This window comes from Erwinia sp. QL-Z3, assembly GCF_004551645.1.
Classification (GTDB): Bacteria; Pseudomonadota; Gammaproteobacteria; order Enterobacterales; family Enterobacteriaceae; genus Erwinia; species Erwinia billingiae.
The window spans coordinates 2,432,478-2,454,861 of the sequence record NZ_CP037950.1; the positions used below are offsets into that span (position 1 = coordinate 2,432,478).

Here is a 22,384-nt window from a genome sequence, read left to right on the forward strand (position 1 = left end):
TCAGCACGCGTTACTCGCGTACCGCTTACAGGCTAAAGGCGTCGGCATCGCGCCACGCGGGGAATCTCTCGCGATATTCGCGCAGGTTCTCCAGCGACAGCTCGGCATTCAGAATGGCTGGCTGATGGGCTTCGCCGGCCGACAGGATTTCACCCTGTGGGCTGATAATCCGGCTGTCGCCGCTGTACTGATGGTTATTGCCATCGGTGCCGACGCGATTGCATCCGGCGATATACGCCTGGTTTTCAATTGCGCGCGCCAGCAGCAACGCCTGCCAGTGCGCGGCACGCGGAGCAGGCCAGTTGGCGACGTACAGCGCCAGGTCATAATCGTTGCTGTTGCGGGAAAACACCGGGAAACGCAGGTCGTAGCAAACCTGCGGCAGAATACGCCAGCCGCGCCATTCAATGATTTCACGGCGATCGCCGGCCAGATAGTGATGATGTTCATCGGCCATACGGAACAGGTGACGTTTATCGTAGTGGTGAACCTTGCCTTCCGGCTCAACCAGCAGGAAGCGATTCACCGCGCCTTTTTCGGTCTGAATCGCCGCGCTGCCGCCGACCATGGCCTTGGTGGCTTTCGCCTTCGCCTGCAGCCATTCGATCACCCGCGCCTGCGGCAGCGAGCTTTTGGCCGCTTCCATCGCGAAGCCGGTGGTGAACATTTCCGGCAGGATAATCAGATCCTTGCCCTGCAGGTCCGCTAACAGGGTGTCGAAAAAGGCGAGGTTCGCTTCGCCATCCATCCACACCAGCGGTTGCTGTAATACCGTCAGGTTTAAAGTTGACACAGGCGCTCCGCAGCAGCAATCAGCGTGGCTTCCTGTTTGGCGAAGCACAGGCGGATCAGTTTATGGGGGAAGGCATCCGCACAGAACACCGACAGCGGAATGGCGGCTACGCCCACTTCCTTTGTCAGCCACTGACAGAATTCGACGTCGTTGAGGTCTGAGACCGCACTGTAATCGGCCAGCAGGAAATAGGTGCCTTCACAAGGCAGCACTTCCAGGCGGCTTTTGGCCAGCGCCTGCACGAACACATCGCGACGGGTACGATAGAAATCCGGCAGCTCGCGGTAATGCTCAGGCTGTGCGGTCAGCATATCGGCGATCGCCAGCTGCGCCGGGGTGTTCACCGAGAACGTCAGGTACTGATGCACCTTACGCACTTCCGCCGTCAGCGCCGCCGGGGCCACGCAGTAACCCACTTTCCAGCCGGTCATATGGAAGGTCTTACCAAATGACGACACGGCAATCGCCCGCTCGCGCAGCTCGGCATGCGCCAGCACGCTGGCATGACCGTTCGGATCGAAGCAGATGTGCTCATACACTTCGTCACTCAGCACATAGATTTCCTGCGCTTTTACTGCCTGCCACAGCGACTCAAAATCGCTTTTCTGCCAGACGGTGGCGGAAGGGTTGTGCGGCGTATTCAGGATCACCAGTCGGGTCCGTGGTGACAGCAGGGCAGAGAACGCCTGCCAGTCGACGCGGAATGCCGGCGGCTGCAGCGCGATGCGTTTCATCACGCCACCGGCCAGCGTCACCGCCGGGGCATAGCTGTCATAGCTTGGGTCGAAACAGATCACTTCATCACCCGGACGCACCAGCGCGGTGATCGCCGCATACAGCGCTTCGGTTGCGCCAGAGGTCACCGTCACTTCACTGTTGCTGTCAGGCTGGTAGCCATACAGCTCGGCGGTTTTGGCCGCAATGGCATCACGCAGCGGCTGGACGCCGCTCATCGGCGCATACTGATTCGCACCCTGGCTGACATGGTGCGCCAGGCGGGCTTTCAGATAGTCCGGGCCGTCGAAATCAGGGAAACCCTGCGACAGATTGATGGCGTTGTGCTGCTGCGCCAGGGCGCTCATTTGCGTGAAGATGGTGGTGCCCAGAGCAGGCAGTTTGCTCTCGGGAACGCGTGGAGTCTGGCTCATGAATGTTAACCCTTGAATAACGGTTTTTATGATGTGTTAACCCTGTGTTGCTGCCACTATAGCGTCGATGCTACTATTTGGCAATCGAGACGCTTAGACGTCTAAATGCCACTAAATGGCCGGAAAATAACCGGCTCTATAAGGAAAGGTATGAGCATAACCCCGCAGTTGGATCAGTTGGTGGCGGCCTGCCACTGGATCGGTGCAAAAGGGTGGGCACCGGCAACCGGCGGCAATATGTCGGTGCGTCAGGACCGTGAATACTGCCTGCTGAGTGAATCGGGCAAAGATAAAGGCGCGTTGACGCGTGACGACTTTATCCAGGTGGATATCGCCAGCAATCAGGTGCCATCAGGGCGCAAACCGTCGGCGGAAACCGGGCTTCATACCTTAATCTATCGCCTGTTTCCTGAGGCCGGCGCCGTGCTGCATACCCATACCGTCAACGCCACGGTACTTTCCCGGGTTGAGAAGGGCGCCGCATTAGTGTTGCAGGGCTATGAAATGCAGAAAACCCTCGCCGGGCAGACCTCGCACCTTGATGCCTTGCCGATTGCGCTGTTCGATAACGATCAGGATATTGATGCTCTGGCGGTGCGGATTGCGCAGTTTGCCGAACAGACGCCGCTGCGGTACGGCTTTTTACTGCGTGGCCACGGGCTGACCTGCTGGGGAAAGGATGTCAATGAAGCACGTCGCCATCTTGAAGGTCTGGAATTCCTGTTCCAGTGTGAATTACAACGTCGTGTGCTGGAGGCCAAATGATCCGCGCGATTATCACCGATATTGAAGGAACGACCAGCGATATTCGCTTTGTTCATAACGTCTTGTTCCCCTATGCCCGCGAGAATCTGCCGGCATTTATCACCGCGTTCCAGCACCGCGAAGACGTGGCGCAAGCCTTAACCGATCTGCGTGCCGAACTGGCTCAGCCGCAGGCCACGGTCGATGAACTGATCGCCGCGCTGTTTGGCTTTATGGATGAAGACCGGAAATCCACGGCGTTGAAAGCCCTCCAGGGCATGGTCTGGCACGATGGCTATGTTAGCGGCAGCTTCACTGGCCACCTGTACCCGGACGTATTGCCAGCCCTGGAAAAATGGAAGCAGCAAGACGTTGATCTCTATATTTATTCCTCAGGCTCGGTTGCCGCGCAGAAATTATTATTTGGCTACAGCGATGAGGGTGATATCACTAGCTTATTCAGCGGCTATTTTGATACCCATGTTGGCGCCAAACGTGACGTGCAGTCTTACCGCAATATCGCGGCAGAGATTGGCCTGCCAGCGCATGAGCTGCTGTTTTTGTCCGATATACACCAGGAGCTGGATGCCGCACAGGATGCGGGCTGGAACACCGTGCAGTTACTACGCGGCGAAGCGGATGCCGAAAGCCGCCATCGTCAGGTAAACCGTTTTGATCAGATCAACCTGGAGCTGTTTTCCTCATGAGTGCACTGACTATTTTTACTGACAGCGAAGCGACCACCCCCGTGTGGCACAGCACCGATGCTGAAGAGATCCGCCAGCGGCTGAACGCCAAAGACGTGCGTTTCGAGCGCTGGGAAGCCGACCGCGATCTGGGCGAAAACCCGGCAGCGGAAACGGTGATTAACGCCTATCAACACGCCATCGACAAGCTGGTGGCTGAAAAAGGCTATCAGAGTTGGGACGTGATCAGCATGCGTGCCGACAATCCACAGAAAGAGGTTCTGCGCGGCAAGTTTCTGTCCGAGCATACGCATGGCGAAGATGAAGTGCGTTTCTTTGTCGAAGGCGCGGGCTTGTTCTGCCTGCATCTGGATGGGCACATTTATCAGATCCTTTGCGAGAAGAACGATCTGATTTCCGTGCCCGCCGGCACGCCGCACTGGTTTGATATGGGGTCATCCCCGCATTTCACCGCCATCCGTATTTTCGATAATCAGGAAGGGTGGATCGCCAATTTCACCGGCGACACCATCGCGGATGCCTATCCGCGTCTGCCTTAACTCGCGGTAAAGAATAGGGGCGAAAGCAGCTTTCGCCCGCTTTATTCTTACTATCATTTCACCATGCCATTGGGACTTCGCCCAGGTCGTTTCTTAATTCGGGCCGCCAACCTAGCCGGGAGTTAAACGTGCCGGGTGAATAAGATTTAGCTCAGGAGCAGAAAAAAACCGCTGTGATAATTTAAGGGTCGTTGTTTATTTTTTGTGGGCATTTGCCTGCCATGAAAACGTCATCTTTATTTCACAGAGGGAGAATGTCTTGAGCTTATTCCATGTACTGCTGCTGGCCGTCGTGCAGGGGCTGGCAGAACTGCTGCCGGTGTCCAGCTCGGCTCACGTGATCATGACCGAGAAGTTATTGGGGCTGGATCCTTCCGCCCCGGATATGACGTTGCTCCTGGTGATGCTTCACGCCGGAACCATGTTTGCGGTGATTGTGTATTTCTGGAAGAGTTGGGTAGAAACCTATTTCAGCTCAGTTCGGGCATTTAAAAAGAATATGCTGCTGATATTTTTAGCCAGCCTGTGTACCGGCATTGTCGGGCTGCTGTTATTAAAAGTGATTACCGCGCTGTATGCCAAAAATGCGCCGGACTTTGAAATCGAACAGCTGTTCAGTAATACCAAACTGATTGCGGGAGGACTGGCGGCGGCGGGGCTGTTGATCCTCTATTCGTCCAGACAGAAAGAGAATAAAGACGGCGAGCTGAGCCCAAAGAGCGCGATGATCGTCGGTATCGTTCAGGGACTCTGCCTGCCGTTTCGCGGTTTTTCGCGTTCCGGTGCGACGATTTCGGCCGGGATGGCGTCTGGCGTGTCCCGCAAACGGGCGGAAGAGTTCAGCTTTGCGCTGGCGGTAGCGTTAACGCCGCCGGTGATTATTAAGGAAGTGGTCAGGGTCTATCAGCACGGTGGGCAGGCCGCTGCTGCCGGTGGTCATGGGGCGATGAGCGGGATCCTGGTGCCGTCGCTGGTGGGGATGGTGTTCAGCTTCCTGTCCGGTTTGCTGGCGCTGCGTTGGCTTTCACGCTGGCTTGAACACGGCAGATGGCACCTGTTTGGCGGCTACTGCCTGTTGGCCGCCGTGGTGGTGGGGGTGTTTGGCTAATCGCCACGCACAGAAATCCCCTTTGCCAGCAGCGGATGGCAAAGGGGCAATGTTACGCGGTCGGGCGGGAAGGCTGGAAAATGCCCGCCTCAACCTGTGCAGGCGTGACCACACCCGTATCCAGCACCCAACCGCTGATCAACGCCGCAGGCGTCACATCGAATGCCGGGTTGTAAACCTGCGCATCTTCCGGTGCCCACTGCACGTCACCAAAACTGCCCGCAACGCCGGTCACTTCACTGGCCGCGCGCTGCTCGATAGGTATTGCGCTGCCATCCGGGCAGGCGGGATCCAGCGTGGTATGTGGCGCGGCAACATAGAACGGGATGCCGTGATAGTTCGCCAGTACCGCCAGGCTGTAAGTGCCGATTTTATTCGCCACATCGCCATTGGCGGCAATGCGGTCTGCACCCACCCAAATCGCATCAACCTGTTTCTGCGCCATCAGGCTGGCCGCCATGCTGTCGCAAATCAGGCGGTACGGCACGCCCAGCTCACCCAGCTCCCAGGCGGTCAGGCGTCCGCCCTGCAACAACGGACGGGTTTCATCCACCCAGACGTTCGCCACGTTGCCTTCCTGCCAGCCGCGCGAAATCACCCCCAGCGCGGTGCCCACGCCTGCGGTTGCCAGACCACCGGTATTGCAGTGGGTCAGCAGGCGACTGCCCGGCGTAATCAACTTCGCGCCAGCGGTGGCAATGTTGTCACACAAGGCTTTGTCTTCTTCCACCAGGCGCAGGGCTTCAAAGGTCAGCGCGGTCACAAAATTCTCCTGCGCTAACGCCTGCTTCATGCGGTCCAGATTGTTCATCAGGTTGACGGCGGTTGGCCGTGATGCGCGCAACACCTCCAGCGCCTCGGCCAGTTCGGTTTTGCTCAGCCCGTTTTCAGCTAACAGGGCCAGCAGCAGGCTGGCGGAGAGGCCAATCAGCGGCGCACCGCGCACTCTCAACGCTTTAATGTGACCAACCAGTTCAGCGACGTCTGGCGTTGGGCACCAGATTTTTTTTTGCGGTAGCGCCTGCTGATCGAGGATCCAAAGCTGGTTATCACGAACTTGTAAGCTGGTTGTGCTCAGTGTCTGCATGAAGGTTAAATCCTGGTTGCGTAATCAGGGCATATTGTGCCAACATGCGGAACGGATGTATAGACGTCTGAACGGCTTGCGCAACAAATTTGCGCGAAAAAGGCTCGCACGATACGCGATGGGCAGACTGGAACGTTTTGATGAGGATGAGTTAATGTCGCAATACCGTACCTTCACTGCAGCGGATGCCGTGGACTATGCCCGCCAGTTCGGCGGCGTTGAAAATCCAGAGAGTCTGGTGGAGTCACAGGAAATCGGTGATGGTAACCTGAACCTCGTCTTTAAAATCTTCGACAGCGAAGGCGTCAGCCGGGTGATCGTCAAGCAGGCGTTGCCGTATGTGCGTTGCGTCGGCGAGTCCTGGCCGCTGACCTTAGACCGTGCGCGTATTGAAGCCGAAGTGCTGAAGGTGCACGGCACATTCTGCCCGGCGCATACGGTAAAAATCCTGCATTACGATCCGGTGCTGGCGGTGATGGTGATGGAAGATCTCTCCAGCCATGCCATCTGGCGCGGTGAGCAGGTTAAAGGAGTGGACTATCCTCAGGCCGCTTCGCAGCTCGGGGAATATCTGGCGCAGACCCTGTTCCATACCTCTGATTTCCATCAGCATCCTCATCAGAAAAAAGCCGATGTCATCCGCTTCACTAACCCTGAACTGTGCCAGATGACCGAAGACCTGTTCTTCGACGAGCCTTACGAAATTCACGAGCGTAACGCCTATGCCCCGGCGCTTGAGCCGTTGGTCGCCTCCTTGCGGACCGACGACGAGCTGCGTCTGAAAGTGGCGGCACTGAAGCATCGCTTCCTGTCGAACGCTGAAGCCTTGCTGCATGGTGACGTGCACAGCGGGTCGATTTTTGTCGCCGAAGGCAGCCTGAAAGTCATTGATGCGGAGTTTGGTTATTACGGTCCGATTGGCTTTGATGTCGGCAGCGCGCTCGGCAACCTGTTGTTGAACTACTGCGCCTTGCCGGGGCTGCTGGCACCGCGTGAAGCGGCAGACGTGCGCGAAAAGCGTCTGCGTGACGTCAGTGCCGCGTGGAAAAGTTTTGCCGAAGGATTCCTCGCGCTGGCGGCGGAAAAAACCACCGATCGCGCGCTGGCTTATCCGGGCTATGCGGCGGCGTTTTTGCAGAAAATCTGGCGGGATACGCTGGGCTTCTGTGGCGTGGAAATGATCCGCCGTACCGTGGGCATTTCGCAGATCGCCGACATTAAAACCATCAAAGACGACACCATGCGCGTTGAGTGCGTTCGCCAGTGCATCACGCTGGGCCGGACATTGATCCTGGCGGCCGATCATATCGCCGACAGCGATGCGCTGATTGCCCGCGTGCGTCAGAACGGCTGAGCCAGAGGATTCCCCCTGTCGGCATGATGTCCACAGGGTGACAGGATCATAAAAGGCCGGAAAGTTTCCGGCCTTTTTTATTACGTTAGCGGTCAGGCCGCTTCGGTTTTGCGCGGTTGCTGTGGCTCAGCCTGCACCACCGGCAGCGCCTTTTTTACCGGCTGGGTCGCCAACGCTTCAGGTTCAAACTCATCAACGTTGATGGAACGCAGACGGCTGGCTTCCGCACGGATCAGCACGCTCGCTTCCTCCTCGCTCAGCCATTTCTCCTGCAAGCCTTGCTTCGCCAGCTCATCCAGACGGGTAAACGGCAGGTGTTTCTTCTGCTGTTTACACAGGCGATCGTGGATGGTTTCGGCGGCCATCACATCGGCCAGCGCCTCTTCAAGCTGACCGGCAGGGTTATGCTCGGTCGGCTTCAGGTACATGCCACGGCCCAGACGGGTGCGGGTGGCCGATGGAATTTGCAGAATACGCGCCAGCTGATGATCCAGACGGTCTGAAGGCGCACGGCAATGACGACCCAGCGGGAACACGGTCAGGCGTAACACACCCGCCACCAGACGATTAGGGAAGTTACGCAGCAGATCGTCAATGGCGATTTCCGCCTGATTCAACGCATCCTGAACGCCCCAATGTACCAGCGGAAGATCGGCTTCGTTACGGCCTTCATCTTCATAACGCTTCAACGCCGCCGAGGCCAGGTACAGCTGGCTTAACACATCGCCCAGACGGGCCGAAATGCGCTCGCGACGTTTCAGGCTGCCGCCCAGCACCGACATCGAAATGTCCGACAGCAGGGCCATATTGGCGCTCAGGCGATTCAGATGCTGATAGTAACGGCGCGTGGCATCGCGGGTTGGCGAGGCGCTGGTGCGTCCGCCGGTCAGACCCTGCCACAGGCTGCGCATCTGGTTGCTGCCCACGTGACCAACATGGCTGAACAGGGCTTTATCAAACTTCACCACGTCGTTGCTTTGTGCGGCGGCCATCTCTTCCAGCACATAAGGATGACACCGGATCGCGCCCTGACCAAAGATGATCATGCTGCGGGTAAGGATGTTGGCCCCTTCAACGGTAATGGCAATCGGCGCGCCCTGATAAGCCCGCGCCAGGAAGTTGCTTTTACCTAACATAATGCCCTTACCGCCGGCGATATCCATCGCATCGACAATGGCGCGCTGCCCACGGTGGGTACAGTGATATTTGACGATGGCGGACAGTACCGCCGGTTTTTCACCGAGCATAATGCCGGAGGTGATCAGCGTGGCGGCGGCATCCATCACGTAGGCATTGCCGGCAATGCGCGCTAATGGCTCTTCAATCCCTTCCATCTTGCCGATTGGCAGGCGGAACTGACGACGGATATGCGCATAGGCGCCAATCGCCAGCGCAATACTTTTCAGGCTGCCGGTGGAGTTGGATGGCAGGGTGATGCCGCGTCCTACGGACAGACATTCCACCAGCATCCGCCAGCCCTGACCGGCCATTTTTGGCCCGCCAATGATGTAATCAATCGGCACAAAGATATCGTTACCGCGCGTCGGCCCGTTCTGGAACGGCACGTTAAGCGGGAAGTGGCGGGTACCGATTTCCACGCCGGCGGTATCGGTCGGGATCAGCGCACATGTAATCCCCAGCTCTTCGGTCTGACCCAGCAGATGCTCAGGATCCGACAGCTTAAAGGCCAGGCCCAGCACGGTAGCGACCGGCGCGAGGGTGATGTAGCGTTTATTCCAGGTTAAGCGCATGCCCAGCACCTGCTGACCCTGCCAGTTGCCCATGCACACCACGCCCGTATCCGGAATAGCACCCGCATCCGACCCCGCTTCCGGGCTGGTCAGGGCAAAGCACGGAATTTCGTCACCGCGCGCCAGGCGCGGCAGATAATGATCTTTTTGCTCATCGGTGCCGTAATGCTGCAACAGTTCGCCAGGGCCGAGTGAGTTCGGCACGCCAACGGTGATCGCCAGGATCCCGGAGACGCCAGCCAGTTTCTGCAACACCCGCGCCTGAGCGTAAGCCGAGAAGGCCAGCCCGCCGTACTCTTTCTTAATGATCATCGCAAAGAAGCGGTGCTCTTTCAGATAGGCCCACAGCTCCGGTGGCAGATCGGCCATTTCATGGGTGATCTGGAAATCATTGGCCATCCGGCAGGCTTCCTCAACCGGGCCTTCGAGGAACGCCTGTTCCTCTTCGCTCAGCCGTGGCTGCGGGTAGTTGTGCAGTTTCTGCCAGTCCGGCGTCCCGCGGAAAAGATCGCCTTCCCACCAGGTGGTGCCGGCCTCGATCGCTTCTTTTTCGGTGCGCGACATCGGCGGCATCACCTTCTGGAAGGTGCGCAGCATGGATTTGGAGAACATCGCCCGACGCAGTGGCAAAAGGTTGAAAGGCAGCAGAATAATCGCCAGCGGGATCAACAGCCACGGCGTCCAGAGGTGCGCAAATGACCACGCAGCTGTCCAGGCGAGCATGATCGCACTGCTCAGCAGCAGGTTTACGCGGTGATAAAAGAGTGCGCCGATCAACACGATCGTGGCCACGATACTGAGAACCATCATAACTAACGCTCCGTAAGTTGTAAGAGGTCTGACCTGTTGAATACAGGTTTAATGGAGAAGCTGCGCGTTAGCAATCTGTTTACATAATAATTACAACCTGGCTCACAAACCGGCCGCACCAAAAGTCAAAGCCCAAGCTTGAGGTGCAGGGCGCTTTTCGCCCCTCTCCCAACTTGGTAAACTGATGGCGACCTCACCTCTAAAGGACTTTCCCTATGTATCAGGACATCATTCGCGCCGAGCTCAACGAAGCAGCGGAAACGCTCAATAAATTCCTCAGTGACGATGCCAATATTCACGCTATCCAGCGCGCTGCGGTGCTGCTGGCAGACGCCTTCAAAGCCGGTGGCAAAGTGCTTTCCTGCGGCAACGGCGGCTCCCATTGTGACGCCATGCACTTCGCCGAAGAGCTGACCGGGCGCTACCGTGAGAACCGTCCAGGCTATCCGGCCATTGCTATCTCTGATGTCAGCCACCTGTCCTGCGTCAGCAACGATTTTGGCTATGATTTCGTTTTCTCGCGTTACCTTGAAGCGGTCGGTAAATCCGGTGATGTGCTGTTCGGTATCTCCACCTCCGGCAACTCCGCCAACGTGATCAAAGCGGTTGAAGCCGCTCGCGCTCAGGGCATGAAGGTGATCACCCTGACCGGCAAAGATGGCGGCAAGATGGACGGCATGGCCGATGTGGAAATTCGTGTGCCGCACTTTGGTTACGCCGACCGCATTCAGGAGATCCACATCAAAGTGATCCACATCCTGATCCTGCTGATTGAAAAAGAGATGGCCGAGTAGTTTTTCTGGCCGCTACGTGAGGATTTTCTATGTGCGAATTGCTCGGGATGAGCGCGAATGTTCCGACGGATATCTGTTTTAGCTTTACCGGGCTGGTGCAGCGCGGTGGGGGAACGGGCCCGCACAAAGATGGCTGGGGCATTACCTTTTACGAGGGGAAAGGCTGCCGCACCTTTAAAGATCCCGAGCCCAGCTTTAATTCGCCTATCGCGCGACTGGTGCAGGAATACCCGATCAAGTCCCGTTCGGTGGTGGCGCATATCCGCCAGGCCAACCGGGGCGAAGTGTCGCTGGAAAATACCCATCCGTTCACCCGTGAACTGTGGGGCCGCAACTGGACCTATGCGCACAACGGGCAGCTGAAAGGCTATAAAGGGATGGATACCGGGCCGTTCAGGCCGATCGGTGAAACGGACAGCGAGCAGGCATTTTGCTGGCTGCTGCATAAGCTGACCACCCGTTATCCGCGTACGCCGGGGAACTGGCCTGCGGTATTCCGTTATATTGCTGAACTGGCGGCGGAGCTGCGTGAGAAGGGCGTGTTTAATATGCTGCTGTCGGACGGGCGGTATTTAATGGCGTTCTGTTCGACCAATCTTTTCTGGATCACCCGACGGGCACCGTTTGGCAAAGCCACGTTGCTGGATCAGGATGTCGAGATTGATTTTCAAAAGCAGACCACGCCGAACGACGTGGTCACGGTGATCGCCACTCAGCCCCTGACGGGGAATGAAACCTGGAACAAGATTGAACCAGGTGACTGGGCGTTATTTTGCCTCGGTGAGCGCGAGCGCTGATCCGGAAACCGGCGCGCTGATCAGGGAACCTGGCTGGTTCAGCACGTAATGACCTTCATTAACACTCACTGACGGCGGCAGGCGGTTTTGCACAAATTGTGCATAGCCAGGCTGCAGCTGTTTCCAGAAGCTGTAATACACCGAATTGCGATGACGCTGCAGATTGCTGTCGGTCATGCGGAACGGGTAAATGCTCACTTCCACTCGCGGCTGGCCGTTACGCAGCGCCGCATCAACAAACTGATAGATATCGGCAATGTTGGCATCGGTCATCGCATAGCAGCCAATCGATACGCAGCTGCCGTGGATCATCAGGTATTTCCCTTCATAACCCTGCTGGCGATCGTATTCGTTGGGGAAGCCGACGTTAATGGCGCGGTAGAACCGGCTGTCAGGCTTCAGCTGGGAAAGGCCCACGCTGTAAAATCCTTCCGGACTTTTAAAATCGCCCTGACGACGTTTTGGGCCTAAACCGCCCGAAAAGTTACAGATGCGGTAGCTGTCCAGCAAGCGGTAGTCGTTACCGATTTTGCCATACAGTTCCAGCGTACGTTCTTCTTTGAAAATCTGGATATACACGGGGGTGCCGAGTAATTGTTTCTTTAACTCTTTGCTTACCGGCGCGAGCGGAAGTACCGGGGACGTTGGTACGCTAGCGAAGACGACGGCTGGCAGAAAAATCATCGCAAACAGCAGTGCGATTTTGCCCATTCTGGTTCCCTTGAAAAAGAGGGTTGGATGCTATGCCCGAGGGCAGTGTCACTTGCAATATCGGAGAAATCCGCTATCGCTGCGTCACATTAGCATTGTCTATTTTTTTATCAAGTCGCCAGTGAACAAATTGAGAAAGAAAAAATTGCCGGAAGCCTATGCCGCTGCGCTTTACCGGGCGAACGGCATGTTGAAACCCGGCTGATTAACTGTATACTTATCCAGTGCATCTGGGGGGGATATGCGTAAGATCATTCACGTTGATATGGACTGCTTTTTCGCGGCGGTAGAAATGCGCGACGATCCCAGCCTGCGTGATATCCCGATCGCCATTGGCGGCAGCCATCTGAAGCGCGGGGTTATCAGCACGGCCAACTACCCGGCGCGGAAGTTTGGTGTGCACAGCGCCATGTCCACCGCGATGGCGCTGAAGCTCTGCCCGCATCTGAAAGTGATCCCTGGCCGCTTCGAAGCCTATAAAGAAGCCAGCCAGCATATTCGTGAAATCTTCTCGCGCTACACCTCGCTGATTGAACCGCTGTCGCTGGACGAAGCCTATCTCGACGTCACCGACAGCCCGCACTGTCACGGCTCTGCCACGCTGATGGCGCGCGACATCCGCCAGACCATCGCCCGCGAACTCAATCTCACCGCTTCCGCCGGCATTGCGCCGATCAAGTTCGCCGCCAAAATCGCCTCCGATTTAAACAAGCCTGACGGGCAATATGTGATTACGCCCGACTCGCTACCGCAGTTTCTGCTGACGCTGCCGCTGGCGAAAATTCCCGGCGTCGGTAAAGTCACCGCCAAAAAGCTGGAGGAAATGGGGCTGCAAACCTGCGCCGACGTGCAGAGCACCGATCTCTCCGCGCTGTTAAAACGCTTTGGCAAGTTTGGCCGGGTGATCTGGGAACGCAGTAACGGCATCGACGAGCGGGAAGTGGTGACCGAACGCTTACGCAAATCACTCGGCGTGGAACGCACGCTGTCGGAAGATATTCACAGCTGGGAAGCCTGCCTGGAGATCATCGATTTCCTGTATGACGAGCTGGAGCGTCGGCTGATCAAAATCAAACCCGACCGGCAGATTGCGCGTCAGGGCGTGAAGCTGAAGTTCTCGGATTTCCAGCAAACCACTCAGGAGCACATCTGGCCGATGCTGAATAAGGCGGATTTGATCGAGGTGGCGCGCAAAACCTGGGAAGAGCGGCGCGGCGGAAGAGGCGTCAGGCTGGTAGGATTGCACGTTACGCTGCTGAATCCGCAGCTGGAAAGGCAGTTATTGCTGGGGCTGTAAGACGGCGGAGTTGTGATCGACAGAGGTTGCCGGGGGATGAAAGAAAACGGGCGGAATCTCTCCCGCCCGTCAGCCGGCTTATGACTTGGCCGGGATCGCCTTCAGCAGCGCGGTCAGCAGTTTCCAGTACAGGCCAACGCTTTCGATATGCACTTGCTCATCCGGTGAGTGTGGGCCGGTAATGGTCGGTCCGATAGACACCATATCCATGTCCGGATACGGCTTCTTAAACAGACCACATTCCAGACCCGCGTGGATCACCTGGATGTTCGGCGTTTTGCCAAACAGCTTTTTATAGGTCTCACCAACCAGCGCCATTACCGGCGAGGACGCGTCCGGCTGCCAGCCAGGGTAATTGCCTTTGGCCACGGTTTTCGCGCCCGCCAGCTCGCCCAACGCGGTCAGCATTTCCACCACGTAGTCTTTACCGCTGTCGATCAGCGAACGGATCAGGCAGTTGATCTTCGCTTCATCCTCTTTCAACGACACCACGCCAAGGTTCAGCGAGGTTTCGACCACGCCTTTCATCACGTCTGAATTACGGATCACGCCGTTTGGCGTGCTGTTCATCAGGGCAATAAAGGTATCGCGGCTTGCCGCCGTCAGCGCCTGGTCGCCAGCCGCCACGTTCTCAACCACGATGTTGATGTTCTTCTCTTTCAGGCTCAGCTCGGACTTAAGCGTTTCCAGATAGCTCAGCGCCAGGCTTTTCAGCGCGTCGACGTTGTCTGCCGGTACCGCCAGCGTGGCCACCGCTTCACGCGGGATGGCGTTGCGCAGCGTGCCGCCGGTGAAGTCCACCAGACGCAGATCCAGCGCCTTAGCGTGCGCGAACAGGAAGCGGGACAGCAGCTTGTTGGCGTTACCCAGACCGACGTGAATATCACAGCCAGAGTGGCCGCCTTTCAGGCCTTTCAGGGTCAGCTTCAGCGGCTCGTAGCCAGCCGGAACGGCTTCACGGCTGATGGCGAGCGTCGAGGTGAAATCAATGCCACCGGCGCAACCCATATAGATCTCACCTTCTTCTTCGGAGTCGGTGTTGATCAGGATATCGGCCTGCAGCCAGTTCGGCTGAAGACCAAAGGCGCCGACCATGCCGGTCTCTTCGGTCATGGTCAGCAGCACTTCCAGCGGACCGTGCTCAACGCTCGGGTCGGCCAGCACCGCCAGCGCGGACGCCATGCCAATGCCGTTATCGGCGCCCAGCGTGGTGCCGCGCGCTTTTACCCATTCGCCGTCAATCCATGGCTGAATCGGATCTTTCGTGAAGTCATGCACGGTGTCGTTATTTTTCTGCGGCACCATATCGAGGTGCGCCTGCAGGGCCACCGGCTTCAGATTTTCCAGACCGGCAGTGGCAGGCTTGCGGATCAGAATGTTACCCACTGCATCGCGGTCGGTCGTTAAACCTTGCTCTTTCGCCCACGACAGAATGTGTTCTGCCAGTGCTTCTTCGTGATAAGACGGGTGCGGAATCGAGCAGATTTTGGCAAAAATATCCCACAACGGCTGGGGGGAAAGTTGAGATAATTCAGACACGACAAATCTCCTGTGTCATCACCATCGGCCAGCTGGGCTGCGGATGGCGAGGATGTTTAGCGAGTGGATGACTCCCGTCAGATGCTCTGACGCGATGGGCAAAGAATATCATCGTTTCCGCAGCCGTGCTTACTTCGCGGAAGGAAAAAAGGGTCACGGCGCTGGTTTTTAGCGGCTCAGATCACTATAATTCCGCGCAACCTCTCCCATTGTACATTTTTAAGCCAACACCATTGGTCGGGATTCCTTTATGAGTGAAAAATACGTCGTCACCTGGGACATGCTGCAAATTCATGCCCGTAAACTGGCCCAGCGCCTGCTTCCTGTTGAACAGTGGAAAGGCATTATCGCGGTCAGCCGCGGTGGTCTGGTTCCCGCCTCTTTGCTGGCTCGTGAGCTGTGCATCCGCTACGTCGATACCGTGTGCATCTCCAGCTACGATCACGACAACCAGCGCGAAATGACCGTGCTGAAGCGTGCAGAAGGCGATGGTGAAGGCTTTATCGTCATTGACGATCTGGTAGATACTGGCGGCACCGCTCAGGCCATCCGTGATATGTATCCAAAAGCGCACTTCGTCACCATTTTCGCTAAGCCAGCCGGTCGCCCGCTGGTGGACGACTATGTGGTCGATATCCCGCAGAACACCTGGATTGAGCAGCCGTGGGACATGGGCGTGGTCTATCTGCCGCCAATTGTTAAAGGCTGATTGACGCACGTCAAAGCAACGCCCGGTTATGCCGGGCGTTGTCGTTTTTACGAGCGTCAGGGCTGAGGCTGGGATAGACTCATCCCATGCCCCGTGCTGGAGGATCGTTACGTCATGTCACCTAAAAATCTGAGCGAAGAGCTGTTCAAACCTCGCTTCAAGCATCCTGAAACGTCATCGTTAGTTCGCCGTCTCCATCACCATAAACCGCTGCCCATCCACTCCGCGTTGGAAGGGGATAGTAATGCCGGTTGGTATCGGATGATCAACCGCCTGCTGTGGACGTGGCGCGGCATCACCCCGCAGGAAATCAGTGAAGTGCTGGCCCGCATCGCCGTCAGTCGCGTTGAGCACACCGACGACCAGCTGCTGGATACCGTGGTCGGTTATCGGGGCGGTAACTGGATTTATGAGTGGTCGAAACAGGCGGCGCTGTGGCAGAAGAAAGCCGGTGAGGCTGAAACCGATGCGAAGGCCGGCCAGTGCTGGCTGCATGCCGCCAATCTGTATGGCATTGCCGGTTATCCGCATCTGAAAGGCGATGAGCTGGCCGAGCAGGCGCAGGTACTGGCGAACCGCGCGTATGAAGAAGCCACGCCGCGCCTGTCCGGTGAACTGAAGGAGCTGGAATTTGCCATTCCCGGCGGCAGCCCGATCTTTGGCTTCCTGCATATGCCGCCCGGCGTCAGCGCGCCTTATCCTACCGTGCTGCTGTGCGGCAGCCTCGACTCGCTGCAAACCGACCATTATCGCCTGTTCCACGACTACCTGGCGCCGCGCGGCATCGCCATGCTGACCATCGATATGCCGTCGGTAGGCTTCTCGGCCAAATGGAAGCTGACGCAGGATGCCAGCTTCCTGCATCAGCATGTTCTGCGTCAGCTGGAGAACGTGCCCTGGGTCGATCATCAGCGCGTCGGCGCGTTTGGCTACCGCTTTGGTGCGAACGTCGCCGTCAGGCTGGCCTATCTGGAAGCGCCGCGCCTGCGGGCCGTGGCCTGCCTGGGGCCGGTGGTGCACAGCCTGCTGTGCGATCAGGCGAAGCAGGACAGCGTTCCCGAGATGTATATGGACGTGCTGGCCAGCCGGTTGGGCATGGCCACCGCGTCTGACTCTGCGCTGCGCGTTGAGCTTAATCGTTATTCGCTGAAGATGCAGGGCTTGCTGGGACGTCGATGCCCTACGCCGATGCTGTCCGGCTACTGGCCAAACGACCCGTTCAGCCCGGAAGAGGAATCCCGGCTTATCGTCAACTCGTCCGCTGACGGGAAGTTGATGCCGATCCCGCTCTCGCCTGCAATGCTCAACTTTGATAAAGCATTACGTGATATTGTCGACTGGTTAGCGAAACGGCTGACGCGATGAGTTGCTAAAATTCAATCCTTTGCTATAACCTTTAAGCCTTAAACCGCTGTGTTGCCGCGTTTAAGCGCCATAGAGGATTAATTAACAGGCTCAACGATGGAGGTTTACTGATGACGTTACCGAGTGGGCATCCCAAAAGCCGCTTAATGAAGCGCTTTGGATCGCTGGGGCCTTATATTCGCGAAGCGAAATGTGAAGACGACCGTTTTTTCTTTGACTGCCTGGCGGTCTGCGTCAATGTGAAACCCTCACCTGAGCTGCGTGAGTTCTGGGGCTGGTGGATGGAGCTGGAAGCGCAAAGCGATCACTTCACCTACGAGTACCACTTCGGTCTGTTCGATAAAGAAGGCAACTGGAAGCCGTCGACCGTGAAAGGGAAAGAGAATAACGAACGGCTGGAAGAGACCTTACGCAATTTCCACGTGCGGCTGAAAGCGCTGCTGGAAGAGATGGAGCTGGGGCTGAAACCCGCTGCAGACTTTGCGGATGCGCCGGTCAAACTGACCGCCTGATCCCGGCGGAAGTCATAACCTGAGCATTAAAAAAGGCTGGCAATTGCCAGCCTTTGTTTTAGACACATAACGAGGGTGGAACAACCGTAGCAGTGGCGTGTTACGGGGAATAAAAAAACGGATTAGAACTGGTACGTCAGGCCAACAGCAACCACGTCGTCGTTGTTCAGACCAAGTTTGTTGTCGTCGTCCAGCTGGTTGATTTTGTAATCAACGTAGGTGTTCATGTTCTTGTTAAAGTAGTACGTCGCGCCCACGTCGATGTATTTCACCAGGTCAACATCACCCAGTCCTTCGATGTCTTTGCCTTTGGTCTGCACGTAGCCCACGGATGGACGCAGGCCGTTATCGAACTGGTACTGTGCCACCAATTCAATGTTCTGTGCTTTGTTGGCTGCACCCGCGACCGCGGTGGTGGCACCGTTGATCACGGCCGTGCCGCTGATTGGCGTCATGTTGCGGGTTTCGGTGTAGATGGCGGCCAGGTAAACGCTGTTCGCATCATATTTCAGACCGGTGCCCCAGGAATCGGCTTTGTCGCCCTGGCCCCAGACACGCGCTTGCTGTGCGTTGGTGCGGTCTGAAGAGGTATAAGCACCGCTCAGGCTCACGCCGCTGTCGCCCAGCGCATATACCGCCGACAGACCGTAGCCGTCGCCATTCTGCTTGCTGACGTCAGTACGCGAGTTAGAAGAACCCGCATCGTTCTTGCCCTGATACTGTAAGGCGAACTTCAGGCCATCAACCAGACCGAAGAAGTTTGAGTTGCGGTAGGTCGCCACGCCGGTGGTACGCTGGGTCATATAGTTATCACCACGCGCCGTACCGTCACCGCCGAATTCCGGGAACATATCCGTCCAGGCTTCCACGTCATACAGCACGCCGTAGTTACGGCCATAATCGATTGAGCCGTAGTCGCCAAATTTCAGACCGGCAAAGCCCAGACGGGTTTTGTTACCGGTATTGGCATCGCTGCCTTCAGAGTTGTTGGTGTTGAACTGATATTCCCACTGGCCGTAACCGCTCATCAGATCGTTGATTTGGGTCTGACCTTTGAAGCCCATACGCATGTAGGACTTATCGCCGTTGCTGCCGTCGTTGTCGCTGAAATAGTGCAGGCCTTTAATTTTACCGTACAGATCCAGCTTGTTGCCGTCTTTATTATAGATTTCTGCGGCTTGTGCAGCGGTGGACAGAGCCAGTGCGGCGGTTAAGATTGCCAGTGCGCTTTTCTTCATTTTGCTATCAATCCCGAATGAGTAAGTTTTCAAGTGGCCTTAAGACTTCTCTGAAGGCAGGAACGTTTTACCTTGAGGAGATTAAAGTTTTATTACATTTCGACTCATTTCTTGTTATTTGCGAACTTTTGAACTAGCTGATTGTCACGCTAAATTCCGCCTTTTCTCCCGCCGCCTGTTGGCTTCCAGCACCACACCTGTTAAAAAGTCAGTTCACGCTTTTTTTTACGTAACGGCAGGAAATAATGAGCAGCAGCCAGACCCTGGTAGTGAAACTGGGGACCAGCGTATTAACCGGCGGATCGCGTCGGCTGAACCGGGCACATATCGTCGAATTGGTGCGCCAGTGCGCGCAGCAACATGCGGCAGGCCATCGGATTGTGATTGTCACCTCGGGCGCCATGGCGGCCGGACGTGAGCACCTTGGCTACCCGGAACTGCCGCCGACCATCGCCTCAAAGCAGCTGCTCGCTGCGGTGGGGCAGAGCCGGTTAATTCAACTGTGGGAGCAGCTGTTCTCGATTTACGGTATCCATATCGGCCAGATGTTATTAACCCGCGCGGATCTGGAAGATCGTGAACGTTTCCTGAACGCCCGTGACACCCTGCGCGCGTTGCTGGATAACCATATCGTGCCGGTGATTAATGAAAACGACGCGGTGGCCACCGCTGAAATCAAAGTCGGCGATAACGATAATCTGTCGGCGCTGGCGGCGATCCTGGCTGGCGCAGATAAGCTGCTGCTGCTGACCGATCAGCCGGGTTTGTTCACCGCCGATCCGCGCAATAATCCCGAAGCGGAACTGATTGGTGATGTGCATCTGATCGACGATGCGCTGCGGGCATTAGCCGGCGACAGCGTTTCCGGACTGGGCACCGGCGGCATGGCGACCAAGCTGCAGGCGGCCGACGTGGCCTGCCGCGCGGGCATCGACACCATTATTGCTGCCGGCAATCGCGCCGGCGTGATTGGTGACGTCATCGACAGCAAGCCGGTCGGCACGCGTTTCCATGCGCTGGAAACCCCGCTGGAAAACCGTAAACGCTGGATCTTCGGTGCGCCGCCTGCGGGTGAAATTACCGTTGATGACGGTGCGCTTTCCGCCATTCTGGAACGCGGCAGCTCGCTGTTGCCGAAAGGCATTCGCGAGGTGAGCGGCAACTTCTCGCGTGGCGAAGTGATCCGCATTCGCAGCCTGCAAGGGCGCGATGTGGCGCACGGCGTCTGCCGCTACAACAGCGATGCGATGCGGATGATTGCCGGGCACCATTCCCAGCAGATCAGCGACATTCTCGGTTATGAATATGGTCCGGTAGCCGTTCACCGCGACGATATGATCGTCAGTTAAGGAGCAGGACATGCTTGAAGAAATGGGCAAAGCCGCGAAAGCCGCGTCTTACCAGCTGTCGGTGCTGTCCACCGTGCAGAAAAATAAGGTCTTGATGACCATTGCCGACCGCCTTGAAGCGCAAAGCGCGGAGATCCTCGCGGCTAACGAACTGGATCTGGCCGATGCGCGGCAGAACGGCATGAGTGCCGCGCTGATGGATCGCCTGATGCTCAATCCGGCGAGGCTGAAAGGCATTGCCGATGATGTGCGTCAGGTCTGCCGTCTGGCGGATCCTGTGGGCGTGGTGATCGACGGTGGCGTGCTGGACAACGGTCTGCGCATCGAACGCCGCCGTGTGCCGCTGGGTGTGGTGGGGGTGATTTATGAAGCCCGCCCGAACGTCACGGTAGACGTCGCCAGCCTGTGCCTGAAAACCGGCAACGCGGTGATCCTGCGCGGCGGCAAGGAAACCTACCGCACCAACGGCGCAACCGTGCGGGTTATCCAGGGGGCGTTAAAAGAACACGGCCTGCCTGCGGGTGCGGTGCAGGCGATTGAAAGCCCGGATCGTGAGCTGGTCAATCAGCTGCTGAAACTGGATCGCTATGTCGACATGCTGATCCCTCGCGGCGGCGCCGGTCTGCACAAGCTGTGCCGCGAACAGTCGACCATTCCGGTGATCACCGGCGGCATTGGCGTTTGCCATATCTTTGTCGACCAGCAGAGCGAGCTGGAAGCGGCCATGAAGGTGATTATCAACGCCAAGAAACAGCGTCCAAGCGCCTGTAACTCGGTGGAAACGCTGCTGGTGCATGCGGCTATCGCCGACAGCTTCCTGCCGGAACTGAGCCGCAGCATGGCGGAAGAGGGCATCACGCTGCATGCCGATCCGCGTTCGCTGCCGCTGCTGCAACAAGGCCCGGCTGAAGTCAGTGCGGTCACTGAAGAGCAGTACCGTGACGAGTGGTTAGCGTTGGATCTGAACGTTAAGCTGGTGGACGATCTTGACCAGGCCATCGCCCATATCCGTGAGTATGGCACTCAGCATTCCGATGCGATCCTGACCCGCAGCATTCACAATGCCGATCGCTTTGTGAATGAAGTCGATTCCTCGGCGGTGTACGTCAATGCCAGCACGCGCTTCACCGATGGCGGCCAGTTTGGTCTGGGCGCTGAAGTCGCCGTCAGCACGCAGAAGCTGCATGCCCGTGGCCCGATGGGCCTTGAAGCGCTGACCACCTATAAGTGGGTGGCCTTCGGCAATGACACGGTGCGTGCGTAAGCAAAAGTCCGACGTTGAAGCCTGAATTTATCGGGCAAGCAGAGCCACAGGGAAGGGGCTCTGGTCGTATCCAGGGAGAAGTTGTCGCCTGTTGCTGCTCAACATCGTAAGGACATTCTGCATGGTTACCCTGTCGCAAATTCTTCCCTTCGCTGCCATCGCGCTCGGTCTGGTGCTGACGCCCGGTCCAAATATGATTTACCTGATTTCCCGTTCGCTCTGTCAGGGACGAAAAGCGGGATATATATCGCTGACCGGCGTGGCGCTGGGTTTTATGTTTTATATGGTCTGTGCCGCGCTGGGGATTACCGCGCTGATTATGGCCGTGCCGCTGGCCTACGATGCGCTGCGCATCGCCGGTGCAGCGTATCTGCTGTACATGGCATGGCAGGCTGTCTTCGGCGGCAAATCGCCGTTCCAGGTCCGCGATTTGCCGCCCGACAGCTCGCGTAAGCTGTTCACCATGGGGCTGCTGACCAACCTGCTTAACCCGAAAACCGCGGTGATTTATCTGACTCTGCTGCCGCAGTTTATCCGGCCTGAACAGGGGCACGTGCTGGCCCAGTCTCTGACCTTAGGCATTACGCAGATCGTCACCAGTATGCTGGTCAATGGCCTGATTATTTTCGCCGCAGGCACTATCGCTAACTTCCTTGCTCAGCGCCCAACCTGGCAAAAAATCCAGCGCTGGCTGATGGGCATGGTGCTGACCGGACTGGCCCTGCGCATGGTGATGGATGGCAGAAAATAGCGTCGCGGCCGATCGAT

At 57.2% G+C, this 22,384-nt stretch carries 21 protein-coding genes; 14 read left to right on the forward strand and 7 right to left on the reverse strand.

Annotated elements, in window-relative coordinates:
* Positions 1-25: 25 nt before the first annotated feature.
* The gene (locus E2F51_RS11765; protein WP_041691916.1) at positions 26-793 is read right to left on the reverse strand and encodes an amidohydrolase; all 768 of its coding nucleotides are present in this window, start codon (positions 791-793) and stop codon (positions 26-28) included.
* Positions 781-1,941, reverse strand: coding sequence for a pyridoxal phosphate-dependent aminotransferase (locus E2F51_RS11770; RefSeq protein WP_134823537.1), 1,161 nt, complete (start codon positions 1,939-1,941; stop codon positions 781-783). The genes E2F51_RS11765 and E2F51_RS11770 overlap by 13 nt, the downstream gene beginning before the upstream one ends.
* A 150-nt stretch (positions 1,942-2,091) precedes the next feature.
* Between E2F51_RS11770 and E2F51_RS11775 the strand changes: the two genes are divergently transcribed.
* The 4 genes from E2F51_RS11775 (at position 2,092) to E2F51_RS11790 (ending at position 5,039) form a co-directional block, all read left to right on the forward strand.
* The gene (locus E2F51_RS11775) at positions 2,092-2,706 is read left to right on the forward strand and encodes a methylthioribulose 1-phosphate dehydratase (RefSeq protein ID WP_134823538.1); all 615 of its coding nucleotides are present in this window, start codon (positions 2,092-2,094) and stop codon (positions 2,704-2,706) included.
* Positions 2,703-3,392, forward strand: a complete 690-nt coding sequence (mtnC, locus tag E2F51_RS11780) for an acireductone synthase (protein ID WP_013200904.1) — start codon at positions 2,703-2,705, stop codon at positions 3,390-3,392. Before E2F51_RS11775 ends, mtnC begins: the two co-directional genes overlap by 4 nt.
* Positions 3,389-3,931, forward strand: a complete 543-nt coding sequence (locus E2F51_RS11785) for an acireductone dioxygenase (RefSeq protein WP_013200905.1) — start codon at positions 3,389-3,391, stop codon at positions 3,929-3,931. Before mtnC ends, E2F51_RS11785 begins: the two co-directional genes overlap by 4 nt.
* A gap of 259 nt (positions 3,932-4,190) precedes the next feature.
* On the forward strand, positions 4,191-5,039 hold the full coding sequence (locus tag E2F51_RS11790) for an undecaprenyl-diphosphate phosphatase (RefSeq protein WP_134823539.1): 849 nt from the start codon (positions 4,191-4,193) through the stop codon (positions 5,037-5,039).
* A 52-nt stretch (positions 5,040-5,091) separates the two neighbouring features.
* Here the strand turns inward: E2F51_RS11790 and mtnA are convergent, their stop codons facing one another.
* Entirely contained in the window at positions 5,092-6,126 is a 1,035-nt protein-coding gene (gene mtnA, locus E2F51_RS11795) for an S-methyl-5-thioribose-1-phosphate isomerase (RefSeq protein ID WP_013200908.1), read from the reverse strand.
* A gap of 154 nt (positions 6,127-6,280) precedes the next feature.
* Here mtnA and mtnK point away from each other — a divergent pair, with 154 nt between their 5' ends.
* On the forward strand, positions 6,281-7,480 hold the full coding sequence (gene mtnK / locus E2F51_RS11800; protein ID WP_013200909.1) for an S-methyl-5-thioribose kinase: 1,200 nt from the start codon (positions 6,281-6,283) through the stop codon (positions 7,478-7,480).
* A 92-nt stretch (positions 7,481-7,572) separates the two neighbouring features.
* Here mtnK and fadE read toward each other — a convergent pair whose 3' ends face one another.
* Entirely contained in the window at positions 7,573-10,041 is a 2,469-nt protein-coding gene (fadE, locus tag E2F51_RS11805) for an acyl-CoA dehydrogenase FadE (protein WP_134823540.1), read from the reverse strand.
* Between the two features lie 215 nt (positions 10,042-10,256).
* On the opposite strand from fadE, the gene lpcA reads away from it, so the two are divergent.
* Together lpcA and E2F51_RS11815 are read left to right on the forward strand one after the other, a co-directional pair.
* Positions 10,257-10,835: a D-sedoheptulose 7-phosphate isomerase gene (gene lpcA, locus E2F51_RS11810; protein ID WP_013200911.1), complete on the forward strand. Its 579-nt coding sequence runs from the start codon at positions 10,257-10,259 to the stop codon at positions 10,833-10,835.
* A 29-nt stretch (positions 10,836-10,864) separates the two neighbouring features.
* Complete coding sequence (locus E2F51_RS11815) at positions 10,865-11,632, forward strand: class II glutamine amidotransferase (RefSeq protein WP_013200912.1); 768 nt, start codon at positions 10,865-10,867, stop codon at positions 11,630-11,632.
* Here E2F51_RS11815 and dpaA read toward each other — a convergent pair.
* The gene (gene dpaA / locus E2F51_RS11820) at positions 11,603-12,343 is read right to left on the reverse strand and encodes a peptidoglycan meso-diaminopimelic acid protein amidase (protein WP_013200913.1); all 741 of its coding nucleotides are present in this window, start codon (positions 12,341-12,343) and stop codon (positions 11,603-11,605) included. The genes E2F51_RS11815 and dpaA overlap by 30 nt on opposite strands.
* Positions 12,344-12,584: 241 nt before the next feature.
* Here dpaA and dinB point away from each other — a divergent pair, with 241 nt between their 5' ends.
* Positions 12,585-13,640, forward strand: coding sequence for a DNA polymerase IV (dinB, locus tag E2F51_RS11825; RefSeq protein WP_013200914.1), 1,056 nt, complete (start codon positions 12,585-12,587; stop codon positions 13,638-13,640).
* Positions 13,641-13,718: 78 nt separating this feature from the next.
* Here the strand turns inward: dinB and pepD are convergent, their stop codons facing one another.
* Positions 13,719-15,179, reverse strand: coding sequence for a beta-Ala-His dipeptidase (gene pepD, locus E2F51_RS11830; RefSeq protein WP_053141691.1), 1,461 nt, complete (start codon positions 15,177-15,179; stop codon positions 13,719-13,721).
* Positions 15,180-15,429: 250 nt separating this feature from the next.
* On the opposite strand from pepD, the gene gpt reads away from it, so the two are divergent.
* The 3 genes from gpt to crl all read left to right on the forward strand — a co-directional run bounded on the left by gpt (position 15,430) and on the right by crl (position 17,765).
* Positions 15,430-15,888, forward strand: a complete 459-nt coding sequence (gene gpt / locus E2F51_RS11835; protein ID WP_013200916.1) for a xanthine phosphoribosyltransferase — start codon at positions 15,430-15,432, stop codon at positions 15,886-15,888.
* 114 nt (positions 15,889-16,002) lie between these two features.
* A complete protein-coding gene (frsA, locus tag E2F51_RS11840) occupies positions 16,003-17,253 on the forward strand; it encodes an esterase FrsA (protein WP_134823541.1) in 1,251 nt (416 codons plus the stop codon).
* A 110-nt stretch (positions 17,254-17,363) separates the two neighbouring features.
* The gene (gene crl, locus E2F51_RS11845; protein WP_013200918.1) at positions 17,364-17,765 is read left to right on the forward strand and encodes a sigma factor-binding protein Crl; all 402 of its coding nucleotides are present in this window, start codon (positions 17,364-17,366) and stop codon (positions 17,763-17,765) included.
* A gap of 122 nt (positions 17,766-17,887) precedes the next feature.
* Here the strand turns inward: crl and ompC are convergent, their stop codons facing one another.
* Positions 17,888-19,003 carry a porin OmpC gene (ompC, locus tag E2F51_RS11850; RefSeq protein WP_013200919.1) on the reverse strand — a complete coding sequence of 372 codons (1,116 nt, stop codon included), beginning with the start codon at positions 19,001-19,003 and terminating at the stop codon, positions 17,888-17,890.
* Positions 19,004-19,248: 245 nt separating this feature from the next.
* On the opposite strand from ompC, the gene proB reads away from it, so the two are divergent.
* The 3 genes from proB to E2F51_RS11865 all read left to right on the forward strand — a co-directional run bounded on the left by proB (position 19,249) and on the right by E2F51_RS11865 (position 22,367).
* The gene (gene proB, locus E2F51_RS11855) at positions 19,249-20,352 is read left to right on the forward strand and encodes a glutamate 5-kinase (RefSeq protein WP_053141697.1); all 1,104 of its coding nucleotides are present in this window, start codon (positions 19,249-19,251) and stop codon (positions 20,350-20,352) included.
* Between the two features lie 10 nt (positions 20,353-20,362).
* Positions 20,363-21,616: a glutamate-5-semialdehyde dehydrogenase gene (gene proA / locus E2F51_RS11860; RefSeq protein WP_134823542.1), complete on the forward strand. Its 1,254-nt coding sequence runs from the start codon at positions 20,363-20,365 to the stop codon at positions 21,614-21,616.
* A gap of 121 nt (positions 21,617-21,737) precedes the next feature.
* Entirely contained in the window at positions 21,738-22,367 is a 630-nt protein-coding gene (locus E2F51_RS11865) for a LysE family translocator (RefSeq protein WP_013200922.1), read from the forward strand.
* The last annotated feature ends 17 nt before the right edge of the window (positions 22,368-22,384 follow it).